Below are 14,984 nucleotides of genomic sequence, written 5' to 3' on the forward strand. Positions count from 1 at the left end.
GTACCACACCCCGGTACGGGACGGCCCTCTGCTTATGCTGACCGACATGCTGACCATCACCCGCGCCCTGCACGACCAGATCGTCGCCCACGCCCGCAAGGACCACCCCGACGAGGCGTGCGGCGTCGTCGCGGGCCCGGCGGGTTCCGACCGTCCCGAGCGCTTCGTCCCGATGCTGAACGCGGCCATGTCGCCCACGTTCTACGAGTTCGACTCGGGCGACCTGCTGAAGCTCTACCGCGAGCTGGACGACCGCGACGAGGAGCCGGTGATCATCTACCACTCGCACACCGCGACCGAGGCCCACCCCTCCCGCACCGACATCTCCTACGCCAACGAGCCCGGCGCCCACTACGTCCTCGTCTCCACCGCCGACACCGACGGCCTCGGCGAGTTCCAGTTCCGTTCCTTCCGCATCGTGGACGGCGAGGTCACGGAGGAGGAGGTCAAGGTCGTCGAGGCGTACTGATCTCAGCCCTCGGCTGTCATCCGTCCGGTATCTGAGATCACCTTCCAGAAGCCGGACCGGGAATCGTTACGATGAGCCCATGGTTCTGAACGACGTGAGCGACAAGACGCCGAGCGTGCTGCTCGTGGCGCGGCTGCACGTCGACCTGTGCAGGCTGAACAGCGCCATCTGTTGACGTTCCCCGCCGCTGTACGGCCGCGGCGTCCCCCCGGTGCCGGAAGCCCGGGGGCCCTCACCGCGCGCACACCGAATCGACGAACCCTTTCCGACAGGAGCCCGCAACCATGGCCATCGAGGTCCGCATCCCCACCATCCTCCGCACGTACACGGACGGCCAGAAGGCGGTGGAGGGCAGCGGGAACACCCTCGCCGAGCTGTTCGCCGACCTCGAGAGCCGGCACGCGGGCATCCAGGCCCGAATCGTCGACGAGGGCAAGCTGCGCCGCTTCGTCAACGTGTACCTGAACGACGAGGACGTCCGCTTCATCGACGGCATCGACACCAAGCTGTCCGAGGGTGACACCGTGACGATCCTGCCGGCCGTGGCCGGCGGCATGCGCTGATCGGTCGCTGAGCGAAGATGCGCTACGACTCCCCGCTGGCCGCGGTGGGCAACACCCCTCTGGTGCGCCTGCCGCGGCTGTCGCCGTCCGCCGACGTCCGTATCTGGGCCAAGCTGGAGGACCGCAACCCCACCGGCTCGGTCAAGGACCGCCCCGCGCTGCACATGATCGAGCAGGCGGAGAAGGACGGCCGGCTCACCCCGGGCTGCACCGTTCTGGAGCCCACCTCCGGCAACACCGGCATCTCCCTCGCCATGGCGGCCAAGCTCAAGGGCTACCGCATGGTGTGCGTGATGCCGGAGAACACCTCGCAGGAGCGCCGGGACCTGCTCGGCATGTGGGGCGCCGAGATCATCTCGTCCCCGGCCGCGGGCGGCTCCAACACCGCCGTGCGCGTGGCCAAGGAGCTGGCCGCCGAGCACCCCGACTGGGTGATGCTCTACCAGTACGGCAACCCGGACAACGCGGGCGCCCACTACGCCACGACCGGCCCCGAGATCCTCGCGGACCTCCCCTCGATCACCCACTTCGTCGCGGGCCTCGGCACCACCGGCACCCTGATGGGCGTCGGCCGCTATCTGCGCGAGCACAGGCCGAACGTGCGGATCGTCGCCGCCGAGCCGCGCTACGACGACCTGGTGTACGGCCTGCGCAACCTCGACGAGGGCTTCGTGCCCGAGCTGTACGACGCCTCCGTGCTCACCACCCGCTTCTCGGTCGGCTCCGCCGACGCGGTCACCCGCACCCGTGAACTCCTGCAGCAGGAGGGCATCTTCGCGGGCGTCTCCACCGGCGCCGCCCTGCACGCGGCGATCGGCGTGGGGAAGAAGGCGGTCAAGGCGGGGGAGTCCGCCGACATCGTCTTCATCGTGGCCGACGGCGGCTGGAAGTACCTCTCCACCGGCGTCTACACGGCGGCCACCACCGAGGAGGCCATCGAGACGCTGCAGGGCCAGCTCTGGGCCTAGGGGCCCCGCTCGGATCGGCCGGCAAGCGCTGTTCCTCACGGCCGGCCTGATCCGAACGACACCCCCCAGCCCCGCATCAAGCGCATGCCAGCCCCCTCCTATGAGGGGGCCAATCGCATCCTATGGAGAAGCAAAGAATTACGTCCGGTACTGCCCGGTAGCGGGTGCCCGGGGCTACGTTCCTCCCGCACCCTGTCATGTCACGCTCACTCGGCGTGCGGGGTGGCTATGAGTGTCATGCTCATGACTGCGCGGTTCGCCGCCGCTACGCGCGTCACGGGCCTGCCCAACCAGTGCGAAACCCCACTTTTCGATGGAGGCAGTACCCCATGCGTGAGTCACGCCCGAGCGGGCGGAGACCGAGTCTGCGAAGACTCCTGGCCGTCGCCTTCCCCGCTCTCGCCCTGTCCGTCGCCGGATTCGCCGCCGCGCCGACGGCAGGTGCCCAGCCCGCCGCGGCCCACCCGCACACCTCCAAGGTCACGCAGAACGCCAAGGCTCTGACCGACCCCAAGCGGCAGACCTTCCACTCGACCGGCAAGGCCGGACAGAAGGTCCCCACGACCCGTCTGTGCGCCGCAGCCGAGCCGGGCCACGCGTCCTGCTTCGCCCAGCGCCGCACCGACATCAAGCAGCGGCTCGCCTCGGCGCTCGCCGCCGCTGCGCCCTCCGGCCTCTCCCCGGCCAACCTGCACAGCGCCTACAACCTGCCCACCGCGGCCGGTTCGGGCATGACCGTCGGCATCGTCGACGCCTACAACGACCCCAACGCCGAGTCGGACCTGGGCACCTACCGCTCCACCTACGGCCTGTCCGCGTGCACCAAGGCCAACGGCTGCTTCAAGCAGGTCAGCCAGACCGGGTCCACCACCTCGCTGCCGACCAACGACACCGGCTGGGCCGGCGAAGAGATGCTCGACATCGACATGGTCAGCGCGGTCTGCCCGAACTGCAGCATCGTCCTGGTCGAGGCCAACTCCGCGAACGACACCGATCTCGGCATAGCCGAGAACGAGGCCGTCTCCCTCGGCGCCAAGTTCGTCTCCAACAGCTGGGGCGGCTCCGAGGCCTCCACCCAGACCAGCGAGGACACCCAGTACTTCAAGCACCCGGGCGTCGCGATCACCGTCTCCGCGGGCGACTCCGGCTACGGCGCCGAGTACCCGGCGACCTCGCAGTACGTGACCGCCGTCGGCGGCACCGCCCTCAACACCGCCTCCAACTCCCGTGGCTGGAGCGAGTCGGTGTGGAACACCAGCTCCACCGAGGGCACCGGCTCCGGCTGCTCGGCCTATGACCCGAAGCCGGCCTGGCAGACCGACACCGGCTGCTCCAAGCGCATGGAGGCCGACGTCTCCGCGGTCGCCGACCCGGCCACCGGCGTGGCCGTCTACGACACCTACGGCGGCACCGGCTGGGCGGTCTACGGCGGCACCAGCGCCTCCTCGCCGATCATCGCCTCGGTCTACGCCCTCGCGGGCACCCCGGGCGCGAGCGACTACCCGGCGAAGTACCCGTACTCGCACACCGGCAACCTGTACGACGTGACCAGCGGCAGCAACGGCTCCTGCACCACCTCGTACTTCTGCAACGCGACCACCGGCTACGACGGCCCGACCGGCTGGGGCACCCCGAACGGCACCACCGCCTTCACGTCCGGCGGCGGTGGCGGCGGCAACACCGTGTCCGTCACCAACCCCGGCAGCCAGTCCACCACCACCGGCGGCTCGGTCAGCCTCCAGATCCACGCCAGCGACAGCGCGGGCGCGGCCCTGACCTACAGCGCCTCCGGCCTGCCCACCGGCCTGTCCGTCAACAGCTCCACCGGCCTGATCTCCGGTACGGCGTCCACCGCCGGCACCTACCAGGTCACGGTCACCGCGACCGACTCCACCGGTGCCTCCGGCGCCACCTCCTTCACCTGGACCGTCGGTTCCGGCGGGGGCGGCGGCTGCACCTCCTCCCAGCTGCTGGCCAACCCGGGCTTCGAGTCGGGCAGCACCGGCTGGACCTCGACCAGCGGTGTCATCACCAACGACCCCGGTGAGGCGGCCCACGGCGGCTCCTACAAGGCATGGCTGGACGGCTACGGCACCTCGCACACCGACACGCTGTCCCAGTCGGTGACGATCCCGGCCGGCTGCAAGGCCACGCTCACCTTCTACCTGCACATCGACACCTCCGAGACCACCAGCAGCACCGCGTACGACAAGCTGACGGTCTCCGCCGGTTCGACCACCCTGGCGACGTACTCGAACCTGAACGCCAACTCGGGCTACGCGCAGAAGACCTTCGACCTGTCCTCGCTGGCGGGCCAGACGGTCACCCTGAAGTTCAACGGCGTGGAGGACTCCTCCCTGCAGACCAGCTTCGTCGTGGACGACACCGCCCTGACGACCGGCTGATACGCACCCGCCGAACATCCGGTCCCGCACGCGGAAGCCGTCCGCGTGCGGGATCCGTTCGTGCGCGTGGTACGTCACATCTGCATCAGGTGGCCGGCCGGCGGCCACGGCAGAAAGGCGGTCCCCCATGCGCCGTACGACACCCCTCGCCCTCGCTGCGACGGCACTGCTCCTCGCGGGCTGCGGCTCCCAGCAGAGCGGCGGCAGCAACGGCAAGGTGTCACCGGCCCCCACCACACACCCGTCCGCCCCCAGCACCGGGGCGTGCGCGGACCACGTGGAGCTGACGGCCGCGGACGGCGGCCGTACGGTCTGTGTGACCAAGGGCGGTGAGGTGCGGCTCACGCTCCACGGCACCAAGGGCCGCCCCTGGAAGCCGCTCACCGCGAACGGCGGCGCCTTGGAGGCCATCAACGCGGGCTTCGTCATCCAGCGGGGCGACGCCACGGCCGCCTACCGGGCCGTCGCCCCCGGCACTGTGAAGCTGGCGTCCTCCCGCCCGCTGTGCACCCTGCCCACCGCCCCCGGACAGCTCTCCTGCAAGGGCATCCAGGAGTGGACGGTGACCGTGACCGTGAAGAGCTGAGGAGCTGACGGGCGCTAGGGGGCGAGGTGGCGTACCTGGTCCCACAGGACCGGGTCGACCACGCCCACCCGGCGGCGGAAGTCGCCCACCGGGACCTCGCGCAGCTCGTCGGTCTGCAGGAAGCTGGGACGGCCCTGCGCGTCGCCGACCGCGCCGGGCGGCAGCGGGATCACCCCGGCGCGCTCGTCGTGGTACTTGCTGGTGATCTTCGCGACCGTGGCCCGGTCGCCGCGCACGGACAGCACCAGACAGGGCCGGTCCTTGACCTCGCGGCGGTCCTCGTAGGAGACGTTCGCCCACCAGATGTCACCCGGGGACGGGCGGCCCGCGTGCGCCGCCCGGGTGCCCGCCCGGCCCGGCGGCCGCAGGCGCCGCCCGCCGGGGCGGCGGCCGCGTCCCCAGCCGTCGACGAGCGTGGCGACGAGCGCCAGCAGTACCACCGCCGCGAGCGCCAGCCACCAGGACGTGTCCATACGACGACGTTACCGGCGCGCGGCGTACATCGCGCGCCCTCCCGCGATCCCGGTGCACTCCGGGTCCAGCCGAACCGGTGACAGCACAGGTGAGTTCGCCCACAACGCCCCCTGGCGGAGGAGCGACCCGCGCTTTCGCGCCTTACGCTCGACGGACCGCACGACCCCCGTCATCCCTCGTTTCCGAGGGCCCTCGTCCCGCCCACCGGAATTCCGCCAACGGAGGTTTCTGCTTCATGAAGCTCACCGTCGTCGGCTGCTCGGGGTCGTTCCCGTCCGCGGAATCGGCCTGCTCGAGCTACCTCGTCGAGGCCGACGGCTTCCGGCTGCTCCTCGACATGGGCAACGGCGCCCTCGGCGAGCTGCAGCGCCACTGCGGTCTCTACGACCTCGACGCGATCTTCCTGAGCCATCTGCACGCGGACCACTGCATCGACATGCTCGGCTACTTCGTCGCGCGCTACTACCGCCACGACGGCGGCCGCTGCGACCCGATCCCGGTCTACGGCCCCGAGGGCACCGAACACCGCCTGACCACCGCCTACGCCGACACCCCCTCCGCCTCCTCGATGAGCGAGGTCTTCGACTTCCACACCGTCAAGCCGTCGGCCTTCGAGATCGGCCCCTTCACGGTGCACACGGAGCGGGTCCGCCATCCCGTGGAGGCGTACGCCATCCGGATCGAGCACGGCGGGAAGACCCTCACCTACTCCGGGGACACGGGCGTCACCGAGGCGCTGGACGTGCTGGCCCGGGACGCCGACCTGTTCCTGTGCGAGGCCGCGTTCACGCACGGCAAGGAGAACATCCCGGACCTGCACCTGAACGGCCGTGAGGCGGGCGAGACGGCGGCCCGCGCGGGCGCCCGCCGGCTGGTCCTCACCCACATCCCGCCGTGGACCGACCCGCGGGTCAACCTCCGCGACGCACGCGAGGTGTTCGACGGACCGGTGGAGCTCGCCGCCCCGCGCGCCGTGTACGAGATCTGAGCGCCCCTCGGCGCGCCGAAGGCCCCCGGAACCTCACTGGTTCCGGGGGCCTTCGTTCGTTCCGGCTGCGCGGGCCGGCCCTACTTGGCCTCGGCCTTCTGCAGTTCGGCGAGTTCCTCGTCGGACTCGCGGCCCGGCGTGGGCAGGTTGAACCTGGTGATGGCGAAGCGGAAGACGACGTAGTAGACCACCGCGAAGCACAGGCCGACCAGGACCAGACCCCAGGGGTTGGTCGCGATGCCCAGGTTCAGGCCGAAGTCGACCGCGCCGGCGGAGAAGCCGAAGCCGTCCTTCATGCCCAGCGACCAGGTCAGCGCCATGGAGACACCGGTGAGGACCGCGTGGATCGCGTACAGGACCGGCGCGATGAACATGAACGTGAACTCGATGGGCTCGGTGACGCCGGTGACGAAGGACGTCAGGGCGAGCGAGAACATCATGCCGCCGACGACCTTGCGGCGCTCGGGCCGGGCGCAGTGCACGATGGCGAGGCAGGCGGCCGGCAGGGCGAACATCATGATCGGGAAGAAGCCGGTCATGAACTGGCCCGCGTGCGGGTCGCCGGCCAGGAAGCGCGCGATGTCACCGCTCTTGCCGTGGTACTCGCCGGCCTGGAACCAGGGGAAGGAGTTCAGCAGGTGGTGCATGCCGATCGGGATCAGCGCACGGTTGGCGACACCGAAGATGCCCGCGCCGACCGCGCCCGACTTCACCAGCCACTCACCGAAGCTGTGCAGACCGGTGCCGAGGACCGGCCAGATGTAGCCGAAGACGATGCCGATGACCAGACCGGCGAAGGCGGACAGGATCGGCACCAGGCGCCGGCCGCCGAAGAAGCCCGCCCAGTCGGGCAGCTTGGTGCGGTAGAAGCGCTGGTACAGCAGCGCCACCACTATGCCCATCACCACACCGCCGAGCACCTTGGCGTCCACCGGGGCGTCGACCATGACGACCTTGCCGTCGACGGCCGTCGCCACCTTCGGCAGGTTCTTGTCGGTGAAGGTGCCCAGCACGTTCTTGAAGACCAGATAGCCGACGACCCCGGCGAGCGCCGTCGAGCCGTCCGACTTCTTCGCGAAGCCGATCGCGATGCCCACCGCGAACAGCAGCGCCATGTTGTCGAGGATCGCGTTGCCGCCGGCGGCCATGAAGGACGCGATCTTCGTCAGGAACGCCGGGAAGGACGGGCGTCCCAGCATGTCGGTGTTGCCGAGGCGGACCAGGAGGGCCGCGGCCGGCAGCACCGCCACCGGCAGCATCAGGCTGCGGCCGATGCGCTGCAGTACAGCCATCGCGCCGGCGCCCTTCTTCTTCTCTGCCGCGGGGGCGGCGGTGGCCGTGGTCACGAGTTCCTCCTGGAGGCAAGGCGCCGCCCGGGAACCATGGAAGGGGACGGCAGCGTCTCTGGTCTACACCACTCAGTGGTGTAGACCTGTTGTAGCACGATGAAGGCCGTGTAAGGAACCACGAAATCCGCTACCGGAGCGCTACGCGCCGTGTGCCCCCGCGCCCGGGCCGCGGAGCCCCGCGCGACGCGGTCAGACCTTGGTCACGTCCTCGACCTCTTCCTCCGGTTCCCGGCCCGGAGTCCTCAGGTCGAACTTCGTGATCGCGAACCGGAAGACGGCGTAGTACACCGCCGCGAAGCACAGGCCGATCGGGACGATCAGCCACGGCTTCGTCGCCAGGTGCCAGTTGATGACGTAGTCGATCAGACCCGCCGAGAAACTGAAGCCGTCGTGCACCCCGAGCGCCCAGGTCACCGCCATCGAGACGCCGGTGAGCACGGCATGGACCGCGTAGAGGAGGGGAGCGATGAACATGAAGGAGTACTCGATCGGCTCGGTGATGCCCGTGACGAACGAGGTGAGCGCCACCGACAGCATCAGACCGCCCACCTCTTTGCGCCGGTGGGGCCGGGCGCAGTGCGTGATCGCCAGCGCGGCGGCCGGCAGGGCGAACATCATGATCGGGAAGAAACCCGAGGTGAACTGGCCCGCGTTCGGGTCGCCCGCCAGGAACATGCTGATGTCCCCGTGCACCACCGTGCCGTCCGGCTTGGTGTAGCTGCCGAACTGGAACCAGATGGGCACGTTCAGGAACTGGTGCAGGCCCACGACGAGCAGCGCGCGGTTGGTGACCCCGAACAGGCCCGCGCCCCACGAGCCGGCCTCGTGCAGCCAGTGGCTGAAACTCTCCAGCGCGCCGCCGATGGGCGGCCAGATCCACAGACACACGGCCGCGAACAGGATGGCGACGAACGACATGATGATCGGGACGAGCCGGCGGCCGTTGAAGAAGCCGAGCCAGTCCACCAGCCGGGTGCGGTGGAAACGGGCCCAGAAGAACGCGGCCAGCAGACCCATCACGATGCCCCCGAAGACACCGGGGTTCTGGAACGTGAACGCCGTCACCGTCCCGCTCCCGACCTGGCAGCCGATACCGGGAACCGCCTTCGAGCCGGCCGGGCAGTCCTGCGGGAACTGGTGCAGCACCCCGTAGTAGACGAGGAAGCCCGCCACCGCCGCGAGCGCCGTCGAGCCGTCGGACTTCCTGGCCATGCCGATCGCGACGCCCACACAGAACAGCAGCGGAAGCCCGAGGGAGCCGTCGAGCAGGGCGCCGCCCGCCCCCTGCATCACCTTGGCGACCGCCGTCCACCCCAGACCGTCCGCGCCGACCACGCCCGGCTGCGCCAGACCGATCAGGAGGCCCGCGGCCGGCAGCACCGCGATGGGCAGCTGCAGACTGCGGCCCATCTTCTGCAGACCCTGGAACAACCGGCTCCAGCGCTCCCGCGCCGGGCCGTCCGTGCCCGCGGCGCCGCCGGCCCGCTCTGCGGTCATGGGCGTCCTCCGGCCACTCGACTCGGACGCGGTTTGGTGACCGTCCCCCGGGTGGTGTAGACCAGTTCGCGGACGGTTCCGCTGTCGTGATCGCCATCATCCGGCAAGGACGGCACGACCGCTCGCGAAGATGGGCCAACTGTGGGTTACTGCGACAAAGCGGTTCGGATCAGGGAGAAGGAACATGGCCAGCAAGGCTGAGAAGATCGTCGCCGGCCTCGGCGGCATCGACAACATCGAGGAGATCGAGGGCTGCATCACCCGCCTGCGCACCGAGGTGTCCGACCCCTCGCTGGTCGACGAGGTCGCCCTGAAGGCCGCCGGCGCCCACGGCGTCGTCAAGATGGGCACCGCCATCCAGGTCGTCATCGGCACCGACGCCGACCCGATCGCCGCGGAGATCGAAGACATGATGTGACCCCACCGGTCCACCGGACCGCGAGGGTTCACCGGTAAGGGGCTCTTCCCCCCACGGGACGAGCCCCTTCCGCATCTGCGGCTAGGCTCCTTGCCATGTCTCGCATCGACGGCCGTACCCCCGAACAGCTCCGCCCGGTCACCATCGAACGGGGATGGAGCAAGCACGCCGAGGGCTCCGTACTCGTCTCCTTCGGCGACACCCGGGTCTTCTGCACCGCCTCCGTCACCGAAGGCGTCCCGCGCTGGCGCAAGGGCAGCGGCGAGGGCTGGGTCACCGCGGAGTACGCCATGCTGCCCCGCGCCACCAACACCCGCGGCGACCGGGAGTCCGTCAAGGGCAAGATCGGCGGCCGCACCCACGAGATCTCCCGCCTCATCGGCCGCTCCCTGCGCGCCGTCATCGACTACAAGGCGCTCGGCGAGAACACCATCGTCCTCGACTGCGACGTCCTCCAGGCCGACGGCGGCACCCGCACGGCCGCCATCACCGGCGCCTACGTCGCCCTCGCCGACGCCGTCGCCTGGGCCCAGGGCAGGAAGCTGATCAAGGCCGGCCGGCAGCCGCTGACCGGCACCGTCTCCGCCGTCTCCGTCGGCATCGTCGGCGGCGTCCCGCTGCTCGACCTCTGCTACGAGGAGGACGTGCGCGCCGAGACCGACATGAACGTCGTCTGCACCGGCGACGGCCGCTTCGTCGAGGTCCAGGGCACCGCCGAGGCCGAGCCCTTCGCCCGTGAGGAACTCGACGCCCTGCTCGACCTCGCCGTCACCGGCTGCACCGACCTCGCCGCCCACCAGCGCGCCGCCCTGGAGACCACACTCGCCAGGTAGCACGCGGGCCGGGCCCGCCGATCTCACGAGGGCAACCCGCCACACCCTCCCGGCGTCCTAGGGATACGGGCGCACGGCCCGACACCGTGCGCCCGGCCAGCCGCACCAGGGGAGGGACACCACCATGGCCGCCAGCCGACGCCGAGGCCGCCTCGCCGGCGTCGCCACCGCCGTGGCGACCGCAGCGCTCACCGCGGGCCTCACCACCGGCTGCGACGCCGTGCACAAGGCCCTCGACTGCGTGCACACCGCCGACTCCATCGCCGACAGCGTCACCGACCTCCAGCAGACCGTCGAGAACGCGGCGAACGACCCCGCCCGCGCCGACACCGCCCTCGACTCCATCCAGCACAACCTGGACAAGATCGGCGACCGGACCGACGACACCGACGTCAACAAGGCCGTCGACCACCTCGGCAAGGCCGTCGCCCACGTCCGCACCGCCATCAGGAACGGCGACCACACCCCCGACCTCGACGCGGTCACCGACGCGACCGGCGAACTGACCAAGGTCTGCACGAAGTAGGCCCACCTCCCGCGCACACCGCGGGAGCCCGCTCAGTACCTCTCGTCGCGGCGCCTGTCCCGCTCCTCGAACCGCTCCTCACGGCGCGACCGGTGCAGCTCCTGCCGGGCCTCCCTGCGCTCCAGCTTCTCCTGCCGGCGCTCCTCCTTCAGCCGCTGCCGCTCCGCCCGGGTGACCCTGCGCTCCACACCGACCCCGCCCCAGAAGGCGAAACCGCCGACGACCACCCGCGGGGCGCCCGGCTCCGGCGGCCCGTCGTCCCTCGGGTGCTCGAAGGCGCCCATCACACCGATGCCACGCACCACCACCTCGACCCCCGGCGGCACGATCACCTGCACCCCGCCCATGATCGCCACACAGTTGATCTCGACCTCGCGATCCGCGAAGTTCGCCTCGCGCAGATCGATCTCGCCGCCGCCCATGAACGTGAAGCAGTTGAACCGCTTCGGCACCGTCCAGCGGCCCTTGCGCTCGAAGCCCGACAGGATCGCGATCCCGCCCGCCGAGGACCCCTCGCCCCCGACGATCCTGCCCGCCCAACTCCCGCTCTCCTCCGGCACCTTGGTGAACGACACCCGGGCGGGCGGCGCAGCGGCACCGGTGGCGGGCAGATCCCGGGTGAGCGGCGCCAGCTCCCCGTAGGTACGCGCGCGGTACGTCGCCTCCAGCCGCTCCTCGAACTCCGCCATGTCGAGCCGCCCCTCGGCCAGGGCGTCCCGCAGCACCTCGGCGACCCGCTCACGGTCGGCGTCGGACGCCCGGAGGTCCGGACTTGCGTCGTCGGTCATGACAGCAGCCTACGAGACGGCCTTCTCGGCGTACATCTTGGCGATTACGGCCTCGATGTCCGGCTCCCGCACCGACAGGTCCACCAGCGGGTACTCCGCCGCGAGATGGGCGACGACCGGCGCCGCCGACTGCCCCGCCGGGAACGCCAGCCACTGCCGCGGCCCCTCCACCCGCACCACCCGCGCCGACGGCACCCGAACCGGCGGCAGCTCCCGCTCCAGGTCCACCACCAGCGTCCGCTCGCCCTCCCCGGCCTCGTGCAGCCCCGCGAGCGGACCGTCGTACATCAACCGCCCGTGGTCGATCACCATCACCCGCGAGCACAACTGCTCGATGTCCTGCAGATCGTGCGTGGTCAGCAGCACCGTCGTGCCCCGCTCCGCGTTCAACTCCCGCAGAAAACCCCGTACCTTCGCCTTCGACACCACGTCCAGACCGATCGTCGGCTCGTCCAGGTACAGCACCTCCGGATCGTGCAGCAGCGCCGCCGCGACGTCCCCGCGCATCCGCTGCCCCAGCGACAGCTGCCGCACCGGCACGTCCAACAGCGCGCCCAGCTCCAGCAGTTCCACCAGCCGGTCCAGGTTCTCCCGGTAACGGCCGTCCGGGATGCGGTACATCCGGTGCGCCAGCCGGTAGGAGTCGATCAGCGGCAGGTCCCACCACAGCGTGGTCCGCTGCCCGAACACCACCCCGATGCGATGCGCCAGCCGCGTCCGCTCCCGCGAGGGATCGATCCCCGCCACCCGCAGCCGCCCGGCACTCGGCGTCAGGATGCCGGTCAGCATCTTGATCGTGGTCGACTTCCCGGCGCCGTTCGGCCCGATGTACCCGACCATCTCCCCACGCGCCACGGTGAACGACAGCGAGTCCACCGCCCGCACCTCGCGCCGCTCCCGCCTGAGGAACCCGGTCCTCCGGCGTACCTCGAACACCTTCTCGACCCGCTCAAGAGAAATGAAGTCGCTGTCCGTCACCGCGCTAGCTCCCTGTACTCCGATACGAACGAAGCCCCGCCCGCCAGGCCAGCCCCGCCAGCGCGCAGCAGCCCACCGCCACCAGCGGGGGAGTCCACGCCACCCACCGCGGCAGATCCAGCGGATACGGCCGCCCCAGCACATAGCTCGCCGGCAGCCAGTTGACGAAGGCCAGCGGCAGCACGAACGTCACCCCGCGCACCAGCTCCTTCGCGAACACCGTCGGCGGATACTGCAACAGCGTCGTCCCTCCGTACGTGAACGCGTTCTGCACCTCCGACGCGTCCTGCGCCACGAACTGGAACGCCGCCCCCGCCACGAACACCGCGCAGAAGATCCCGAACCCGCTCAGCACCATCACCGGCATCAGCACCAGCTTCGGCGGCGTCCAGTGGACGGCGACCCGGGGCAGCGCCCAGCCCAGCACCAGCAGCCCCTGCGTCACCCGGCCCAGCCGCCGCAGCGCGAACCGGTCGGCCGCCACCTGCGCCAGCACCGGCGCCGGCCGCACCAGCAGCGTGTCCAGCGTCCCGTCCCGCAGCCGCCGCCCCAGCCGGTCCATCGACCCGATCACCAGATCCGCCAGCCCGAACGCCACCGCCGACAGCCCGTACAGGAACGCCACCTCCGGCAGCGACCAGCCGCCCAGCTCGTCCACCCGCGAGAACATCAGCATGATCGCGACGAAGTCGAAGAACGTCGCCGCGAAGTTCCCGAACGTGGTCATGGCGAACGACACCCGGTAGGCCATCGTGGACCGGATCCACATCCAGGCGATCAGCCGGTAGGCCCGCGCACCCTCCGCGAACCGGCCGCGCTCAGCCACCCTGCACCACCACCCGGCGCGTCGCCGCCGACTGCACCAGCCGCCCCGCACCCAGCAACGCCACCGCCCACGCCCCCTGGAAGAGATACGTGCCCAGCGGATCCCCGTGCCCGAGCAGGATGTCCGCCGGCGCCTGCAGCAGCGACGACCACGGCAACGCCCGCACGACCTCGCCGAGCGCGCCCGGGAACACGTTCAGCGGCAGCAGCATCCCCGAGCAGAAATACCCCAGCAGCCACGCCATCTGCCCCACCCCTGCGCCGTCCAGCAGCCAGAACGCGCTCAGCGCCACCAGGTACCGGATCCCGAAGCCGACCGCCATCGCCAGCAGCACGGCCAGGAGGAACGCCGCCCAGGTGCCCACGTCGGCCGGCAGGTACATCGGGAAGCACAGCGCGCCGAACACGAACGGGATCACCCCCCGGCCCAGCAACTGGAAGAGCGCCCGCCCCACATCCGCCGCCAGCCACCACAGCTGGAGATCGGCGGGCCGGTAGAGATCGATCGCCACATCCCCCGTACGGATGCGTTCCATCAACTCGTCCTCGACGCCCCCGCCGCCGATCGCGAGCGTCGACAGAAAGGCCTGCCCCAGCCACACGTAGGTGACGGCCTGTGCCTGGTCATAGCCACCCAGGTGCGGCTTCAGGTCCCACAGCGCCCGATACGTGCAGACCAGGATCAGCCCGAAGACCGTGTTGGTGAAGACCCCTGCCGCAGTGGCGGCCCGATACGTCGCGTACCGTCTGAACCCCCCTATCGCGACGGCCACGTACAACCGTCCCGCGCCCACGTCAGTCAACCTCCTCGGACAACTCGACACCGAAGCGCAGGAGCCTAGTCCGGAGGCCCGGCGGCCGGCCACGCATTTCCGCGCCGGAAGCGTGCCGGAATCCGGGAACGGAACGCCAGGTGCGAGAGTCTTCAAACAGGGGGCGCAGAAGGCGTACGAGGCGTACGGGAACGTACGACGCGAAACAGGAGTCCGTGCACGACATGAGCGACGAGCCGCAGCCGCAGCAGCCGAACGAGGGCGTGGCACCGGAAGAGCCGCTGCCGGCTGAAGGGCCCGGAACCCCGGGGGGCCACGAGACGGCCGCCGCCCCGGACAAGGGGACGGGGAACACACCCGCGCCGAAGTCCGCCGCACCCTCCGACGAACCCGGGAGCGCCGCCGACGCCGACCGGTCCGAGGGGACCGGGGCCTCCGGCAGGACAGACGGCTCCGGGAAGGCGGACGGTTCCGGGAAGGCGGACGGTTCCGGGAAGGCGGACGGTTCCGGGAAGGCGGACGGTTCCGGGAAGGCGGACGGTTC

General features: G+C 70.6%; 17 protein-coding genes and 1 pseudogene. 11 read left to right on the forward strand and 7 right to left on the reverse strand.

Annotated features, from left to right (window positions below; genetic code table 11):
• Positions 1-46 precede the first annotated feature (46 nt).
• The 6 genes from ACWEN3_RS07960 (at position 47) to ACWEN3_RS07985 (ending at position 4,991) form a co-directional block, all read left to right on the forward strand.
• The gene (locus tag ACWEN3_RS07960) at positions 47-469 is read left to right on the forward strand and encodes a Mov34/MPN/PAD-1 family protein (RefSeq protein WP_452967149.1); all 423 of its coding nucleotides are present in this window, start codon (positions 47-49) and stop codon (positions 467-469) included.
• Positions 470-548: 79 nt separating this feature from the next.
• On the forward strand, positions 549-644 hold the full coding sequence (locus ACWEN3_RS07965) for a putative leader peptide (RefSeq protein ID WP_350896351.1): 96 nt from the start codon (positions 549-551) through the stop codon (positions 642-644).
• Positions 645-753: 109 nt separating this feature from the next.
• Positions 754-1,032, forward strand: coding sequence for a MoaD/ThiS family protein (locus ACWEN3_RS07970; RefSeq protein ID WP_452967084.1), 279 nt, complete (start codon positions 754-756; stop codon positions 1,030-1,032).
• A gap of 17 nt (positions 1,033-1,049) precedes the next feature.
• Positions 1,050-2,000 (forward strand): PLP-dependent cysteine synthase family protein, encoded by a 951-nt coding sequence (locus ACWEN3_RS07975; protein ID WP_452967086.1) that lies wholly within the window; start codon positions 1,050-1,052, stop codon positions 1,998-2,000.
• Positions 2,001-2,329: 329 nt separating this feature from the next.
• Complete coding sequence (locus ACWEN3_RS07980) at positions 2,330-4,405, forward strand: putative Ig domain-containing protein (RefSeq protein ID WP_452967087.1); 2,076 nt, start codon at positions 2,330-2,332, stop codon at positions 4,403-4,405.
• A 127-nt stretch (positions 4,406-4,532) separates the two neighbouring features.
• Entirely contained in the window at positions 4,533-4,991 is a 459-nt protein-coding gene (locus tag ACWEN3_RS07985) for a hypothetical protein (RefSeq protein ID WP_452967089.1), read from the forward strand.
• 14 nt (positions 4,992-5,005) lie between these two features.
• Here the strand turns inward: ACWEN3_RS07985 and ACWEN3_RS07990 are convergent, their stop codons facing one another.
• Positions 5,006-5,464, reverse strand: a complete 459-nt coding sequence (locus tag ACWEN3_RS07990) for a type II toxin-antitoxin system PemK/MazF family toxin (RefSeq protein WP_452967092.1) — start codon at positions 5,462-5,464, stop codon at positions 5,006-5,008.
• Positions 5,465-5,700: 236 nt separating this feature from the next.
• On the opposite strand from ACWEN3_RS07990, the gene ACWEN3_RS07995 reads away from it, so the two are divergent.
• Positions 5,701-6,453, forward strand: coding sequence for an MBL fold metallo-hydrolase (locus tag ACWEN3_RS07995; protein WP_452967095.1), 753 nt, complete (start codon positions 5,701-5,703; stop codon positions 6,451-6,453).
• A gap of 80 nt (positions 6,454-6,533) precedes the next feature.
• Here the strand turns inward: ACWEN3_RS07995 and ACWEN3_RS08000 are convergent, their stop codons facing one another.
• Together ACWEN3_RS08000 and ACWEN3_RS08005 are read right to left on the reverse strand one after the other, a co-directional pair.
• Positions 6,534-7,799, reverse strand: a complete 1,266-nt coding sequence (locus ACWEN3_RS08000; RefSeq protein ID WP_452967098.1) for a PTS transporter subunit EIIC — start codon at positions 7,797-7,799, stop codon at positions 6,534-6,536.
• 192 nt (positions 7,800-7,991) lie between these two features.
• A complete protein-coding gene (locus tag ACWEN3_RS08005) occupies positions 7,992-9,299 on the reverse strand; it encodes a PTS transporter subunit EIIC (RefSeq protein ID WP_452967100.1) in 1,308 nt (435 codons plus the stop codon).
• A 184-nt stretch (positions 9,300-9,483) separates the two neighbouring features.
• Between ACWEN3_RS08005 and ACWEN3_RS08010 the strand changes: the two genes are divergently transcribed.
• The 3 genes from ACWEN3_RS08010 (at position 9,484) to ACWEN3_RS08020 (ending at position 11,076) form a co-directional block, all read left to right on the forward strand.
• Positions 9,484-9,717, forward strand: coding sequence for a glucose PTS transporter subunit EIIB (locus ACWEN3_RS08010; RefSeq protein ID WP_452967102.1), 234 nt, complete (start codon positions 9,484-9,486; stop codon positions 9,715-9,717).
• A gap of 95 nt (positions 9,718-9,812) precedes the next feature.
• The gene (rph, locus tag ACWEN3_RS08015; RefSeq protein WP_452967105.1) at positions 9,813-10,550 is read left to right on the forward strand and encodes a ribonuclease PH; all 738 of its coding nucleotides are present in this window, start codon (positions 9,813-9,815) and stop codon (positions 10,548-10,550) included.
• Between the two features lie 124 nt (positions 10,551-10,674).
• Positions 10,675-11,076: a hypothetical protein gene (locus tag ACWEN3_RS08020; protein ID WP_452967107.1), complete on the forward strand. Its 402-nt coding sequence runs from the start codon at positions 10,675-10,677 to the stop codon at positions 11,074-11,076.
• A gap of 32 nt (positions 11,077-11,108) precedes the next feature.
• Here ACWEN3_RS08020 and ACWEN3_RS08025 read toward each other — a convergent pair whose 3' ends face one another.
• The 4 genes from ACWEN3_RS08025 to ACWEN3_RS08040 are packed head-to-tail and all read right to left on the reverse strand — an operon-like array spanning position 11,109 to position 14,461.
• Complete coding sequence (locus tag ACWEN3_RS08025) at positions 11,109-11,864, reverse strand: DUF1707 SHOCT-like domain-containing protein (RefSeq protein WP_452967110.1); 756 nt, start codon at positions 11,862-11,864, stop codon at positions 11,109-11,111.
• Between the two features lie 9 nt (positions 11,865-11,873).
• The gene (locus tag ACWEN3_RS08030; protein WP_452967113.1) at positions 11,874-12,842 is read right to left on the reverse strand and encodes an ABC transporter ATP-binding protein; all 969 of its coding nucleotides are present in this window, start codon (positions 12,840-12,842) and stop codon (positions 11,874-11,876) included.
• Between the two features lie 4 nt (positions 12,843-12,846).
• Positions 12,847-13,611 carry an ABC transporter permease gene (locus tag ACWEN3_RS08035; protein WP_452967151.1) on the reverse strand — a complete coding sequence of 255 codons (765 nt, stop codon included), beginning with the start codon at positions 13,609-13,611 and terminating at the stop codon, positions 12,847-12,849.
• A gap of 49 nt (positions 13,612-13,660) precedes the next feature.
• A complete protein-coding gene (locus ACWEN3_RS08040; protein WP_452967116.1) occupies positions 13,661-14,461 on the reverse strand; it encodes an ABC transporter permease in 801 nt (266 codons plus the stop codon).
• Between the two features lie 203 nt (positions 14,462-14,664).
• On the opposite strand from ACWEN3_RS08040, the pseudogene ACWEN3_RS08045 reads away from it, so the two are divergent.
• Positions 14,665-14,984, forward strand: a pseudogene (locus ACWEN3_RS08045) (hypothetical protein); the annotation flags it as partial.

This window comes from Streptomyces sp. NPDC004561, from assembly GCF_053602155.1.